This window comes from Desulfobacter latus (assembly GCF_013389365.1).
Classification (GTDB): Bacteria; Desulfobacterota; Desulfobacteria; order Desulfobacterales; family Desulfobacteraceae; genus Desulfobacter; species Desulfobacter latus.
This window is the reverse complement of sequence record NZ_JACADJ010000042.1, coordinates 21,883-36,056: the sequence shown is the minus strand read 5'-3', so window position 1 is coordinate 36,056 and position 14,174 is coordinate 21,883. Positions and strand designations below refer to the sequence as shown.

The window sequence follows — 14,174 nt, the reverse complement described above, 5'->3', positions numbered from 1 at the left end:
GGATTGCTTTTCATGGTGGGGGGGGACGGGAGCTTAATGGCCTCCAAAGCCATTGGAGACGAAATTTTAAAGCGCGGCTTGAAAATTTCCGTGGTCGGCATTCCCAAAACCATTGATAATGATATCTTCCTGGTTTCTCGATCCTTTGGCTTTGATTCAGCCGTAGACGTGGCCACCCTGGCAATCAAGGGGGCCCATAACGAAGCCGAAGCCTATCCCAATGGTATCGGCCTGATCAAGCTTATGGGCAGGCACTCCGGGTTTCTGGCAGCCACGGCCGCCCTTGCCCAACCTGACGCGAACTTCGTACTCATTCCCGAAGAGGAAATCCTGCTACATGGGGAAAACGGACTTTTGGCCGCTGTGGAGCGGCGTCTGGCCCTAAGAAAGCATGCAGTGATCGTTGTTGCCGAAGGGGCCGGGCAGAATTTTTTTGAGGACAAGGATATTGAGCATGATGCATCGGGCAACGTGAAGCTCAAGGATATTGGTCTATTTTTAAAGGCGGAAATCAGCGCCTATTTTAAATCCAAAGATATCCCTATCTCCTTGAAGTACATTGATCCGTCCTACATCATCCGCAGTTTGCCGGCCAATGCCAATGATTCGGTGTTCTGCGGACTGCTGGCAAGGGATGCCGTACATGCAGGCATGGCCGGAAAGACCAATCTGCTTATCAGCTTCTGGAATAATAATTATGTTCATGTCCCCATGGATGCATCAGCCGGACGGCGCAAAAAGATGGATCCGTCAGGCAGACTGTGGCAGTCGGTTCTTGAATCTACAGGCCAAAATTCACTATTTAACGGTTGTTGATTTCCATAAACTGATTATCCTTTACGGTAATCAGAAACAACGCTTTATGCGGGGTGCCGGTCTCGTCAAAACGTGTGCGTCCGGTGGCCCCGTCAAAGATAAATTGCCCCTGTAGAACCGCCTTAAGTTGTTTCCCTGAATTAATGTCGTCCGCATGGGCTGCCGTAAACAGAATTTGGGTCGTATCATAGGCAACAGCCTCAAGAAATCCGGGCTTTTCCTGGTATAAATCCTTGAATGCCTTATCAAACCATGCGGTTTCAGGATTGGCACTGTCGGAAAAATATCCGTCGCAGATGATGGCGTTATGATTATACCGTCGGGTCTCTTTTAAGAGGCTCTCCTGGTGCCACAGATTGGTTCCTAACAAGGTAAAGCCCTGGGCATCATGGTAAACAAGTTGAGGAAGTATCAAATTGATCCTGGACACTGAATCCGGAATAAACAGGGCCTGGAAACTTAACTCCGTATTTTTGATCAAATTTTTGATGGCAGCTGCAAAATCAGTTTGCCTGCCGTCATATACCTGGGTAGCCGTTAATTGACCTTCAAACTGATTCACCATCCATCTAAACGCCTGCATATAACGATTGCCATATTTATTGTCCGGATATAAAACAGCCATTCTGCTCAGCCCCAGTTCATGAAAGACATAAGACCCCAGCGCCTGGACCTGCATCTCAGGGGTTATAAAATTGCTGAATATATAATCCCCATATTGTGTAAATTGTGTTTTTGTGGTCAGGGCCATCATAGGAATGCCAAGGGCCTGGGCTTTATCAGCCGCTTGCTTTGATACAAAAATGGGACCGAGGATGGAAAAAACATTATCTTTTCCAAGCTGATCCACACACATGGCAGCCTGTACGGGATCTGACATACTATCCTTAATCACAATGCTTAAATCCTTCATACCAAATTCGGACAGCCTGGTCAGGGCAAGCTCTATGCCTTTCATGGCCTTTTGCCCATAGAGTTTATACTTCCCGGACATGGGCAGGATGACACCTATCTTCTTTTTATTAAAGGATCTGGTGTTCAAACCTGCCAAAAGCGACTTTATCTGTTGGGTCTTGGGATGATCGGGATATTTTTCAAGAAAGGCATTCAAAACATGTACAGCGTTGGCATAATCTTCTTGCTGGGCAAATTTATAACCCGCCCAGTAGTCGAAAAGATACTGGGGAATGGAAAGATTTTTTATGCCTGAAAATGTTTGAATCTCTTCGGCAGCTGTTTTTGATAACAATCTTTCAATATCCTCAAGAATAATCGTTTTGAAAACAGCGTTATGACCGGCTCCGGGCCTTTGGATGAGCGCAAAGGCATGATTGTAGATAAGCAGGGCATCTTTAACAGCGCCTGTATCACCTAAAATTCTTGCCTGATTGATAAGTTTAGGGACAGTGGCCTGCTTGGGCACCGTGGCCTGTTCCGGTATCTGAGGGGATTTAGGCGCAGACGGAACTGGAATGGGTTGCTTGGAACATCCGGTAAAAAAAGCCAGCGCAATTAAAATGCAGGCAGACATAACAAATTGTATGTGTTTTGCGTAAATCATGGAGTTACCATTTGGGAGGATTGTTGTTTAAATAAATTACAATTAAACATCTTAAATATTAATATCTTAGACCATACGTTCATAGTATAGGAATTTCCATTCTCCAGCACCCAGTACCCAGCACCCAGCACCCAGCACCCAGCACCTAACAGTCCGCCCAAAGGGCGCTAATTTAAATGTTAAAGCGCCATAGTCTTTATTATCTCAAAAAATATTTTGCTGTTTCAATGGCTTTTTCTACCTCTTCGGCATCAATCCAAATCAAATCCTTTTCCTTGTTAAACCAGGTGAACTGACGCTTGGCATACCTGCGGGTATCGCGCTTAAGCAACCGCACCGCCTCTTCAAGACTGATGTCTCCTTTTATATACATCCCCATATGCCGGTAGCCGATAGACTGCATGGATTTCAATTCCAGGGAATACCCCTGATTTACAAGATTTTTTACTTCATCAAGCAGTCCCTGGGCCATCATAATATCCACACGCTGGTTGATCCGGTCATATAATAATTTTCGATCCATGTGAAGGCCAAAGGTCAGACTTTGGTATCGGTCCGATTTAAAATCATGGATCTGCCGGCATTGGGAAATGGGAATCCCTGTGGTTAAAAAAACCTCAAGGGCTCTTACAATTCTGAATCCGTCATTGGGATGGATCTTTTGTGCAGCCTTTGGATCACATTTTTCCAATTGCTCATAAAGTGCTGGCCCGCCATCTTCTTCAAGGGCCTGATTCAGCTTATCAAGGGTTGCCGGACAGGCAGGTTTCCCTCTAAACAGACCATGAAGTAACGCCCTGATATAAAATCCTGTTCCACCGGCCACCACAGGTACCCTGCCACGTTTTGCAATGTCGGAAATGGCTTGGTCTGCCAGAGCGATATAACGTTTTGCATCAAAGTTATCCGCCGGATCAAGAAAGTCAACCAAGTGGTGTATGGCGAGCTGTCTCTCTCTTTTATCAGGTTTGGCAGTCCCAATATCCATATATTTATAGATCTGCATGGAATCTGCACCGACGATCTCGCCATTCAGTTCCCGGGCCAAGGCAATGGCAAAGCCTGTTTTTCCGATGCCTGTGGGGCCGCATACCGTTACAATTTTTGTCATATAAAAATAATTTTGTTTTCAACTATTCAATTATAAAAAGATTATGTTCTTTATATGAAAGCTTGTCTACTCTACACAAATTTTGCAACTTTCATTTCGGGTTGAGTCTGGGTGTCGATGGACCAGGCCGACCTAGAGCTGTTATAACAACGAAGGTTGACAATATTCAATGAAATGTTTATATCATGGGGCCTAAGAGCCGGTTTAAAGATAGATGAATCGACGGCAATCACAATAAGAATGAAAATTAATTAAAGCAGTTACGATAGCGAACAGCTCACAGACCGGCAGGAAAAAAAACTGTGTGCAAGGATGGGCATATTTTTACGCTTGAATAAATTGATTAGCCCCCCAAAGCGTATTAACCACGCAGGGTTCGGAGGTTTGTTTTTTTTTACCGAACGTCTACTATTCTTTATTGACAAGGATACAATGCTGAGATAAGGTAAGTCTCCAATTGTAAAGGTGACTTTGATAGTGAAGACAGTTTGTCTTAAAATAGGTTAAACGAGCAACGAGTTAGTTATAAAAAACTTTTTAGGAGGATTAATTAAATGGCAACACTTGAGTTTAACGGAAAAACATTTGAAATAGATGAAGACGGATTTCTTCTTGATTACAATATGTACAATGAAGAATGGGTAAAGTATGTACAAACCCAGGAAGGCATCGACGAAATGACCGACGAACACTGGAAGCTTGTTGAAGTTCTCCAGGACTACTACGAAAAAAATGGTATTGCTCCCATGGTTCGTGTTCTTTCCAAACTCACCAAGTTCAAACTGAAACACATCTATGAACTGTTCCCCTCCGGACCTGGTAAAGGTGCTTGCAAAATGGCCGGCCTTCCGAAACCGACCGGTTGCGTATAGTTAAAAATATTTTAAGTTTTTAACTTGATATTGATAAAGGCCCTGTTTGGTTTAAACAGGGCCTTTGTTTTTATTTTCAAAAAATTTGGAAATTTTTCTCCCAGATGATAGAAGACCAGATAAGTAAAAACATCCTTAATCGAATCCAGGCTGATTTCCCAATTCACCCAAGGCCTTACAAGATTCTGGCCGAAGAGTTAGGGCTAAGTGAAGATCAACTCATAGATGAAATTAAGCAGATGAAACAAGAGATGATTATCCGCAGGATCGGCGGAAATTTCAGCCCTGACCGTTTAGGATTTTATTCCACCCTGTGCGCAGCCCGGGTGGCGGCTGACAAAATTGAGCTGTTCGCCACGACCGTTAATATGTTCCATGGCGTTACCCATAATTATCAAAGGGATCATCAGTACAATATCTGGTTTACGTTTATTGCGCCTTCAATTCAAGAAATTGAAAAAAGCCTTGAAATTATTTCACAAAAAACAGGTGTGACCGAAATTCTCAACCTGCCGGCCACCCATGTATTTAAAATAGCCGCTAATTTTAAAGTCTGACCCATTCATTACATTTATTGCAGGTGGCATCATGCAAAACATCCGTGTGACCCTGGTCGTCCAAAACTGCCCTGTGAAACGGTTTGCGCATAATCTTGACCTAACGATTAAACATGTTTCTGCTGCAGCACGGCACAACTGTGATTTTGTTGTGTTCCCTGAAATGAACCTTACAGGTTATACCCCGTCAGATTTAAGCAATGCTGTTACCCTTGATTCCGGATGGATGGAAGAACTGCATCGGCTTGCACAAAAACACAATATGGCCATACTAACCGGACTTCTGGAAAAATCGGATTCTGGAAAAATCTATGCCACCCATCTGGTGTTCCGACCGAATCAAGCGGTTGCCCTGTACAGAAAAATTCATTTATCCCCCTTTGAGGCACCCTATTTCAGTTGTGGAGATGATGTAGGGGTTTTTAAATTCAAAGGGTTGCATTTCGGAATTCAACTTTGTTACGACGCCCATTTTCCAGAATTGTCCACAGCCATGGCACTAAAAAAAGCGGATATTATTTTTTTCCCCCATGCATCTCCAAGGGGTACGCCTGAAGAAAAAAGTGCATCCTGGAAGCGCCATTTAACGGCCCGGGCATTTGATAATGCAGTGTTTGTGGCAGCGGTTAATCAAGTCGGCGAAAATGATGCGGGACTTAATTTCCCAGGAATTTCCATGATGATCGGTCCTGACGGGTTTTTGGCAGGTCAAAACATCGCATATGAAAATAAGATGTACACCCATGTGCTGGACATATCGTTACTTGAACAGATCCGCACCCATAAAATGAGATATTTTTTGCCCAACAGGCGGGCCAATCTTATTGAAGAACAATCCTAATGTCGCACAGGTACACGACGGCGTCTTATCTTTTTCCCAGTACCCAGCACCCAGCACCCATTTCCCAGCACCCAGCACCTAACAGCCCGCCCAAAGGGCGCTAATTTAATTTTTGGACATCGGCCAAATCGTTGACAAGGGCGTTGCGGTTCTGGATATAGGCGTTACGCATGGCCGTGTATGGATCTATTGCAGCCTCTTTGAACGCTTCATACTCTCCGATATGAAATGATGTTCCGTTTATTTTTTCAAGTCCCGAGGCCCCCCAGGACAATTCCCAGGGCTGTGCATAACTGATGGGATCAATCAGCCTATCCCCTGCCCTGCCTAGGGCATCTCTCAAAGAGCTGGGACCAAGAACGGGAAGCATCAGGTAAATTCCGTTACCAATGCCGTATGATCCAAGGGTTTGGCCAAAATCTTCATCTTGAAGCCGGATGCCTACATATTTCCGGGCAAAATCATTTAATCCGCCAAATCCAAGGGTTGTATTGATGAAAAAAGCGGAGAATTCCGTAGCAGCAGATTCAGCTTTGCCCTGGAGCAGGTTATTGACAAAACGGATGGGAAACAACAGGTTATTAAAAAAATTTTTAACCCCTTTACGGGCAAAGGGGGGAACGACCCGGGCGTACCCCTTTGCTATCGGTCTTAAGCCATACATGTAAATTTTATCGTTAAAGACGAAAACAGCACGGTTAAATCCTTCAAGGGGATCTGCTATTATGGCATGAGTACTCTGATCTGATTGATCCTCGTGAAAAATATCAGCTTCAAATCCATCATCCTCTGCCGTATCTGCCCGGTCGGTTGCACTTATTGTCCGGTCAGTTGTGGAATCTGCGTCCAAGGAAGAGGCTGTTTGTCCGGTTTGATTAACTATGTTACCGGCAACAGCCGGATCTGTAATCAGTGTCAAGACCATAATGATAAGGACCAAATAAGACTTCATAGATATTTCTCCTGCGGTTTTCATCTATTCATAACCAACTTAATTATCTTTGAAGATAAATTTTCTGATCAGTGATTCAATATCCAATGCGGATTCGGTGTTATTAAACGCTTCTTTCTCTTCAAGCATGATATCAGATCCGCCCGGAGAAATGGAAATATATTTTTCACCAATGATGCCTGCGGTTTTAATAGAGGCAATACTGTCTTCGCTGAGTCGTATCCCCTGGTTAATCCTGAAGACAACCTTTGCCTCCAGACGCTCTTTGTCCAGCGTAATTTCAGAGACATTGCCGATCTCAACACCGGCCATCTCAATGCCGGCACCATTTTTCAAACCGCTTACAGAGGTAAAATATGCATACAGCGTATACCCCTTGGCATTGAACATCGAGACACCGCCTAGGACGACTGTCAGATACCCCGCACACAAAAGGCCGATAAGAACAAAGAGACCTACATATAATTCCTTACTGATTGATTTCATAACCTGTCCTTAATTTTTTAACCTATCACTCGATCCCCAAGTTTTTTAGGGAATTTGTTCAGATTCAAGGCAGACGTTCGGCAAATTAACAAAAACCTGATCATCGAATATCAGGCGTCTTTTCCTGAAATAAACGCCTTTACTATCTCATTGTCAGTCTGAAAAATACCCTCACTCTTTCCAAAATAAATAATTTTACCTTGGTCAAGCATGGCCACACGCTGTGATATGGCAAATATCTCCGGAATACCGTGGCTGACAATAACCGCGGTAAAACCGAATTCTTTCTGGTATGTGGAAATCATGGCATGAACACTGGTTCTTCTGACCGGATCAAGCCCAGATGTGGGTTCGTCAAAAAGCACGGCATCAGGTTCGGTAATCAGGGCCCGGGCAAGGGCCACACGCTTTTTTATCCCGCCGGACAACTGGGCTGGATATTTATTTTCGTGGTTGCTGATCTCCAGCATCTGCATTTTTTCCTTAACCCGCTGCCGAATCTGATCCATGGGCATCTCTCTTTTTTCGGTTAACGGTAAAGCAATATTTTCCCACACCGTTAAGAAATCAAACAAAGCATTGTCCTGGAACATATAGGATATCTGCCTGTGGAACTGATGTCTTTGCGCCTTATCCATTTGATTTGTGGGCATTCCATCCACGCAGATCTGACCTGAATCCGGCTGCATCAGGCCAATAATATGTTTAAGCAACACAGATTTTCCGCAACCGCTTTTACCGATTACACACGTCACCAGACCCTTTTCAATGGCAAGATTAACACCGTCAAGCACATTGTTGCCTGAAAAACTTTTGTGAATATCGATCAGTTCAATGAAAGGCTGATCCATGATTAAACCAGAAAAAAGGTGATGATGTAATCGGAGATCAGAATGAGAATACAGGAATTGACAACCGCATTGGTGGTGGCCAAGGAGACGCTTTTAGCGCCCTGCCCTGCCTGAGCCCCTGAAATATGGGCAAAAAACCCCTTGTAGCAGCACATGGTAGAAACAATCACGCCAAATACCAGGGCTTTGACAAAACCGCCGGCGACATCGGCCAAGTCAATGCTTTGGATTACTCTGTCCATATAGATATAGCGATTGACGCCCAGCATCATAACGCCGGACAAAAAACCGCCGAATATGCCTGTAACATCAAAAAGAGCGGTCAAAAGCGGAAAGCTGATAATAGACCCTGCCAGGCGTGGCGAAAAGGTAAATCGTACGGGATGGATATCCATGGTTTTAAGGGCGTCAATTTGTTCTGAAATGCGCATGACACCGATTTCCGCAGCCATGGCCGACCCGGCCCGGGCCGCAATCATGATGGCGGACAACACCGGCCCAAGTTCACGGATAAGGGTCATGGCAACGGCTGATCCAAGGGTCGCTTCGGATCCGTAATCGACCAGGGTGTAGTACCCTTGAAGTCCCAATACCATACCCGTAAATATGGCGGTTAAAACGATGACAAACATGGACTTAGCCCCAATAAACCACACCTGTTCCATAATTTTGGAAATTTGAACAAACGGCACAAAGTTACGGCAGATACCCTGGAAAAAAAAGATTGATATTCGGCCAATCGATCGGGTACCCTCAATGGCGGCTAAGCCTAATTTTTCAATACGCTCTTTAAACATAGTCCATATCTTATAAGCGTTCTTTTTTCAAAAAACAAGCGGTAAACGGATTCCCATATTTGATAAACTTAATTTGGCGTTCATAAACCCTGACAAAAAGATTTGACACGTATCTAATACTTTAATACGTATTAATATAAAAAGAAATTGTCCGACACAGCCGTTTTAAAGCATATTTTGAGCATATCTACGATGCCCATAACCTGACCCGCTATGCCCGGCAAGGGGGGTGTTGATCATGAAAAAAATTTCTGGAAGGCTGGTTTGACGGGGTCAACGCATTCTGGAAGCAAGTTAAGGAGTACATTTAAGCATGAAAAAATCCGCCGCAATACTTGGCATTGATGTCGGATCCGTATCCGTTCATCTTGCTGTTATTGATATGAACGGCAATCTTTTGCATAACGCATCTGAATACCACCATGGCGATGCCAGAACATGTCTGACAAAAATGCTGAGCCATAAACGCCTTTCAGACGTAACCCATGTGGCTAAAACAGCATCCACACCAGGCGATGTCAATGCAACGATCAATGTTGACGAACAGGTGGCTGTCATACGCAGTGCGCGATACCTCCATAAAGATTTCAGTGCTATTTTGCATGTGGGCGGAGAAAAATTTTTTCTCAGCCTGTTTGACAACCTTGGTAATTACAGAGGTCAACGGCATAACTCAGGCTGTGCGGCAGGCACGGGTGCATTCCTGGACCAGCAGGCCGGCCGGATTCATCTGCAGGGTTCGGCAAATATTTCATCCCTGGCACTTGAAAACCGTGATCGTCGGCCGGATATCGCCACTCGGTGCGCAGTGTTTGCCAAGACAGACCTGATCCATGCCCAGCAGCAGGGCTATGATCTTAAACAGATTTGTGACGGGCTTTGTTACGGGCTTGCCAGGAACATTGCCAACACCTTGTTCAAACAGCAGATACCGGAAAAAGAGATCATATTCTGCGGTGGTGTTGCCAAAAATAATGCCGTTAAAAAGCATCTTGAATCCATTATCGGCAAACCGCTTGTCAAGGGTGAACACGCCCTGGTTTATGGGGCCATGGGCGCAGCATTGTGTCTTGCGGATAAAATGATGGACACCCATATACCTGCCCGCTCATTGAATGATATCAACAATTTTTTCCTGGAACGGAAAAAAACAAAAGGCGTGCTTAGTCCGGCCCTTGACCTTACCTTGTCTGATTATCCTGATTTTTCAACCGTTACAACCCTTGATTTTGAATCCGTTGAAATTGAAATTTTCAAACCGATTCATAACAACGATGTTGTTAAAGGCTTTTTAGGGCTTGATGTGGGCTCCACCAGCACCAAAAGTATTATTATTGACCAGGATGGTGAACCTGTTGCAGGATTTTACACCCGGACCGCATCAAGACCTGTGGAAGCCGTTCAGCACATATTCAAAGCCTGTGATCATCTCATGGCTGAAAAAAAGGTTACTTTCCAGATCCAGGGGTGTGGCACAACAGGTTCGGGCCGGCGCATTTCCGGCAAAATCATTGGTGCGGACCTGGAACCTGATGAAATCACAGCCCATGCCACCGCTGCTGTGAATCTTCACCCGGATGTGGATACCATCATTGAAATCGGAGGCCAGGACGCTAAATTTACCCTGGTTAAAAACGGCCTGGTCACTTCGTCGGTCATGAATACGGTATGTGCCGCAGGCACAGGCAGCTTTATCGAAGAACAAGCCATGCGCCTTGAGTGCCCGCTATCCGAGTACTCCCATAGAACACAGGGCATTGCAGCGCCGGTATCCAGTGACCGGTGTACTGTTTTCATGGAAAGGGATATCAATTATTTTTTTGCCGAAGGTTATGGAAAAAACGAAGTTCTGGCATCTGTGCTTCACTCGGTACGTGACAACTACCTGACCAAAGTTGCCAATATTGCCCAAATTGGTGACCGGGTCGTATTCCAGGGGGCTACGGCCCGAAACAGGGCCCTTGTGGCAGCCTTTGAGCAAAAATTGAATAAACCCATCCATGTATCCCGGTACTGCCATCTCACCGGTGCCCTTGGTATCGCCCTGATGGCCGGACAGATGAAACAGCAAGGCAAGCTGTCTGAAACGAATTTCAGGGGGTTTGATCTGTGGAAAGAACATATTCCGGTGCGTCAGGAGGTTTGCCGACTGTGTACCAACCATTGCAAGATCACCATTGCCCAAGTAAAAGGAGAGACCCTTGCCTATGGATTTTTATGCGGCAGGGACTACCAGACTAAAAAACGGATGACCTCTTCAGGTCGTTATGATCTTTTAGGGATTAGAAAAAAAGTTCGCCGCAGAATCATGCCCGTACCATGCGATGTTAAAGACAATAAAAAAAATATAACCATCGGTCTTCCCGATGCCCTTCACATGGTCCAGGATCTTGATTTCTGGCAGATTTTTTTCAAGGAACTTGAATTGCCGGTGGTGACCAGTCGCAAGTGCACCGATCCTGTCAAGCAGGGTAAACGAATCGCCGGCGCCGAATTCTGTGCGCCTGTGCTTGCACTGCACGCTCATGTGCAGTTTCTTGAAAATAAATGCGATTATATTTTTCTGCCCTTTTATTTTGAAGATAAAACCAATGAGAAAAGATTGCGTCGTCACCATTGTTACTATACCCAGTTTGCACCGGCAATGATAAGCCATCCGGCAAACCAGAAAAAAATACTGTCTCCCATGGTCAGATATCTGTATACAAGCTTTTATACAAAAAAACAGCTATATGACACATTCAGGAAAATTGGTGCAGAACTCTCCTTTTTTGACATCTCATCGGCCTGGGATCGGGCGCTGTCTGTCCAAAAAAACATGGAGAGTGCGCTTACCGGGCTGTGGGCGTCCCAAAGATCTGCTGATAGCGCCAACGTGCTGTTGCTGGGCCGCCCATATACGGTGTTATCTTCTGGCATGAACAATAATATTCCGGGGATTTTTGCTAATCTGGGCATCAAAACATTTTTCAATGATATGATTGACCTGGAAGGCATTGATTATTCGCCCATTGACCCATTGCTCAAGCAGATCCACTGGAAACATGCGGCCCAAAATCTGAAAGCAGCGTTTGTTGCCGCCTCAACCCAAAACCTGTATCCGGTTTACATTTCATCTTTCAGATGTGCGCCTGATGCCTTTGCCGTGGATTACTTCAAGGAGATCATGGCATCGGCAAACAAGCCTTATCTGGTGCTGGAACTGGATGAACACGACTCCAGCGTGGGATATGAAACCCGTATTGAAGCGGCTGTCAGGGCATTTGAAAATCACAGGCGACAGGATCAGCCTCCGCAACCCACAGACGCATCTTTATTTACCCCGAAATTTGATAAAAGCATTGGACGAAAAACAGTTGTTTTCCCCAACTGGGATGCCATCTCAGGTCACCTCATTGTCAATATCATCAAAAATGAAGGGTACAATGCCATATTGATGGAAGAGAACCAGGAAACGCTTAAAAAATCGTTGTTGACAAATACAGGCCAATGCCTGCCCTTAAATGCCGTAGCATTAGGATTTATCCATACTGTTGAAAAATACGGACTATCCCCGGAAAACACGGTTTTATGGCTGAATCAATCCGACATCGCCTGCAATATAAAAATGTACCCCTACCATATCCAGAAAATTTTTACCCGCCATGGAAAAGGTTTTGAAAAAGCCAGGGTCTATTTAGGGGAACTTTCACTTTTTGACTTAGGGATCAAGGCGTCAACCAATACTTATTTTGCCTATATGTTTGGTGGACTATTCAGGAGCATTGGCTGCAAAATAAGACCCTATGAAATAAATAAGGGGCAAACCGATGCCGCGTTGCGCACCGCCGTCTCCATCATGGGAACGGCACTTCTCACGGGCGGATCAAAAGAAAAAGCGCTTAAAGAAATCATGGCCATGTTTGAACAAATCCCTGTGAAAAAAGAGACACGGCCCAAGGTAGGCATATTCGGGGATCTGTATGTCAGGGACAATCGGATAATGAATCAGAATCTGATCCAGTTTATTGAGGATAATGGCGGGGAAGTGGTGACCACGCCGTATTACCAGTATGTTCAGATCATAGCGAATGCCTATTTTAAAAAATGGTTCAAGGAGGGCAAATACTTAAGCATGATTTCAAGCAGGGCGCTTCTGGCCGCCGTAAAAACAATGGAAAAAAGATATTATCCCTTTTTTGCGCCGTTTTTCAATGAAGCAGAACTCAAGGTAAATGCATCCTATGAACATATCCTACAAACCTACGGCATGCTGCCCGAACATACCGGCGAGTCCATGGATAACCTGCTCAAAATCCACTATATTGTGAATGAACATCCGGATTTAGCCCTTTTGGTTGCTGTTAATCCGGCATTTTGCTGTCCGGGCCTTGTCACCGAGGCCATGGCCTCACAGATTGAGAAAAAGGTCGGGGTGCCGATTGTCAATATCACCTATGATCTATCCGGAGGAAATAAAAATAAGGTGGTGGTACCTTTTCTGAAATATTTGAGAACACCCCCCTATTCCCAGAGCCGTAAGGTCTCTGTTTGACGTTTGGCAGGCAAGTAGCCTTTAATTTCAGGGTATCTTTTTGTAAAGTCATTCTGAAACTGAATCCGTTTGACATTGAGCCGCTTGTAGGACTCAACAGTCCTGCGGTAACGCAGATAATATTCATCATAATTTTTTAGATGAATTGTGCTTTCCGCTTTGGTTATGGCATCAAAATTCCGGTAACAGAAGCGTAACAGGGTTTCAAAATTATCCAGATAGCTTTCAAGGCTTTTAAAGTGCGCAATCACGATGCGATTGTTGTAGAATCTTTTAATTTCATATACCCATTGCAGATTTTTTTTGCTTAAAAAATCCCTATGATTTCCTACAAACTCAACTATTTGTTTAATGGCTGCCTGGTTGTCATACAACGCATGACGAAGTTCGCTTATAAAAAAAATGGTTTGCTCAAGTCTATCTATGTTTGAGTGAACTGAGGAGTGATGTTTAAATTCAGCGATATTATTGTCCAGGCGCTGGTTGGTCTGTTTGAGGATTTCACTGTAGTGGATAAGCTGTTGCGTAACAGGCGGCAATTTCGCATATTTATATTTTGACTTCATTTTGGAATGGATAAAGATTTCACCGGCAGTTACAAGAGAAAAACAGACCAAAAAAATCGTTACCAGGGTCAGGCTTTGCCCCTTTCTGGATTTAGCTATGAAATACGGGGTGGTTACAGGTGCTGCGAATACAATGGCCGCCCACCATTTAGGAAGGCTCCGACGTTTGCATTCCAAAAACATCAGACCGGATAAAATAAAAATAAAAGAGAAATAAATATAATACATGT

12 protein-coding genes are annotated in these 14,174 nt (G+C 44.5%); 5 read left to right on the top strand and 7 right to left on the bottom strand.

Annotated features, from left to right (window positions below; translation table 11 throughout):
- Positions 1-816, top strand: an 816-nt coding sequence (locus HXW94_RS12015; RefSeq protein ID WP_178367144.1) for an ATP-dependent 6-phosphofructokinase, incomplete at its 5' end; no start/stop codon positions are given.
- On the opposite strand, the gene HXW94_RS12010 is transcribed toward HXW94_RS12015, so the two are convergent.
- Together HXW94_RS12010 and miaA are read right to left on the bottom strand one after the other, a co-directional pair.
- Positions 803-2,377, bottom strand: a complete 1,575-nt coding sequence (locus tag HXW94_RS12010; RefSeq protein ID WP_178367143.1) for a penicillin-binding protein activator — start codon at positions 2,375-2,377, stop codon at positions 803-805. The genes HXW94_RS12015 and HXW94_RS12010 overlap by 14 nt on opposite strands.
- Before the next feature lie 199 nt (positions 2,378-2,576).
- Positions 2,577-3,488 (bottom strand): tRNA (adenosine(37)-N6)-dimethylallyltransferase MiaA, encoded by a 912-nt coding sequence (miaA, locus tag HXW94_RS12005; RefSeq protein WP_178367142.1) that lies wholly within the window; start codon positions 3,486-3,488, stop codon positions 2,577-2,579.
- A 554-nt stretch (positions 3,489-4,042) separates the two neighbouring features.
- On the opposite strand from miaA, the gene HXW94_RS12000 reads away from it, so the two are divergent.
- The 3 genes from HXW94_RS12000 to HXW94_RS11990 all read left to right on the top strand — a co-directional run bounded on the left by HXW94_RS12000 (position 4,043) and on the right by HXW94_RS11990 (position 5,758).
- On the top strand, positions 4,043-4,360 hold the full coding sequence (locus HXW94_RS12000; RefSeq protein ID WP_178367141.1) for a TusE/DsrC/DsvC family sulfur relay protein: 318 nt from the start codon (positions 4,043-4,045) through the stop codon (positions 4,358-4,360).
- 104 nt (positions 4,361-4,464) lie between these two features.
- A complete protein-coding gene (ahbA, locus tag HXW94_RS11995) occupies positions 4,465-4,917 on the top strand; it encodes a siroheme decarboxylase subunit alpha (protein ID WP_178367140.1) in 453 nt (150 codons plus the stop codon).
- 31 nt (positions 4,918-4,948) lie between these two features.
- Complete coding sequence (locus tag HXW94_RS11990) at positions 4,949-5,758, top strand: nitrilase-related carbon-nitrogen hydrolase (protein ID WP_178367139.1); 810 nt, start codon at positions 4,949-4,951, stop codon at positions 5,756-5,758.
- Positions 5,759-5,858: 100 nt separating this feature from the next.
- On the opposite strand, the gene HXW94_RS11985 is transcribed toward HXW94_RS11990, so the two are convergent.
- The 4 genes from HXW94_RS11985 to HXW94_RS11970 form a co-directional block, all read right to left on the bottom strand.
- On the bottom strand, positions 5,859-6,710 hold the full coding sequence (locus tag HXW94_RS11985) for an MlaA family lipoprotein (RefSeq protein ID WP_178367138.1): 852 nt from the start codon (positions 6,708-6,710) through the stop codon (positions 5,859-5,861).
- A 39-nt stretch (positions 6,711-6,749) separates the two neighbouring features.
- Entirely contained in the window at positions 6,750-7,196 is a 447-nt protein-coding gene (gene mlaD / locus HXW94_RS11980) for an outer membrane lipid asymmetry maintenance protein MlaD (protein ID WP_178367137.1), read from the bottom strand.
- Positions 7,197-7,306: 110 nt separating this feature from the next.
- A complete protein-coding gene (locus HXW94_RS11975) occupies positions 7,307-8,047 on the bottom strand; it encodes an ABC transporter ATP-binding protein (RefSeq protein WP_178367136.1) in 741 nt (246 codons plus the stop codon).
- A 2-nt stretch (positions 8,048-8,049) separates the two neighbouring features.
- Positions 8,050-8,844, bottom strand: coding sequence for an MlaE family ABC transporter permease (locus tag HXW94_RS11970; RefSeq protein WP_178367135.1), 795 nt, complete (start codon positions 8,842-8,844; stop codon positions 8,050-8,052).
- Positions 8,845-9,157: 313 nt separating this feature from the next.
- Here HXW94_RS11970 and HXW94_RS11965 point away from each other — a divergent pair, with 313 nt between their 5' ends.
- The gene (locus HXW94_RS11965) at positions 9,158-13,378 is read left to right on the top strand and encodes an acyl-CoA dehydratase activase (protein WP_178367134.1); all 4,221 of its coding nucleotides are present in this window, start codon (positions 9,158-9,160) and stop codon (positions 13,376-13,378) included.
- Here HXW94_RS11965 and HXW94_RS11960 read toward each other — a convergent pair.
- A complete protein-coding gene (locus tag HXW94_RS11960) occupies positions 13,348-14,172 on the bottom strand; it encodes a hypothetical protein (RefSeq protein WP_178367133.1) in 825 nt (274 codons plus the stop codon). The genes HXW94_RS11965 and HXW94_RS11960 overlap by 31 nt on opposite strands.
- Positions 14,173-14,174 lie beyond the last annotated feature (2 nt).

Bases quoted from the DNA above. Each gene is read 5' to 3' on its own strand.
- mlaD (WP_178367137.1), bottom strand. From the start codon at position 7,196: ATGAAATCAATCAGTAAGGAATTATATGTAGGTCTCTTTGTTCTTATC.
- HXW94_RS11965 (WP_178367134.1), top strand. From the start codon at position 9,158: ATGAAAAAATCCGCCGCAATACTTGGCATTGATGTCGGATCCGTATCC.
- miaA (WP_178367142.1), bottom strand. From the start codon at position 3,488: ATGACAAAAATTGTAACGGTATGCGGCCCCACAGGCATCGGAAAAACA.
- HXW94_RS12000 (WP_178367141.1), top strand. From the start codon at position 4,043: ATGGCAACACTTGAGTTTAACGGAAAAACATTTGAAATAGATGAAGAC.
- HXW94_RS12010 (WP_178367143.1), bottom strand. From the start codon at position 2,377: ATGATTTACGCAAAACACATACAATTTGTTATGTCTGCCTGCATTTTA.
- HXW94_RS11990 (WP_178367139.1), top strand. From the start codon at position 4,949: ATGCAAAACATCCGTGTGACCCTGGTCGTCCAAAACTGCCCTGTGAAA.
- HXW94_RS11960 (WP_178367133.1), bottom strand. From the start codon at position 14,172: ATGTATTATATTTATTTCTCTTTTATTTTTATTTTATCCGGTCTGATG.
- HXW94_RS11970 (WP_178367135.1), bottom strand. From the start codon at position 8,844: ATGTTTAAAGAGCGTATTGAAAAATTAGGCTTAGCCGCCATTGAGGGT.
- ahbA (WP_178367140.1), top strand. From the start codon at position 4,465: ATGATAGAAGACCAGATAAGTAAAAACATCCTTAATCGAATCCAGGCT.
- HXW94_RS11975 (WP_178367136.1), bottom strand. From the start codon at position 8,047: ATGGATCAGCCTTTCATTGAACTGATCGATATTCACAAAAGTTTTTCA.
- HXW94_RS11985 (WP_178367138.1), bottom strand. From the start codon at position 6,710: ATGAAGTCTTATTTGGTCCTTATCATTATGGTCTTGACACTGATTACA.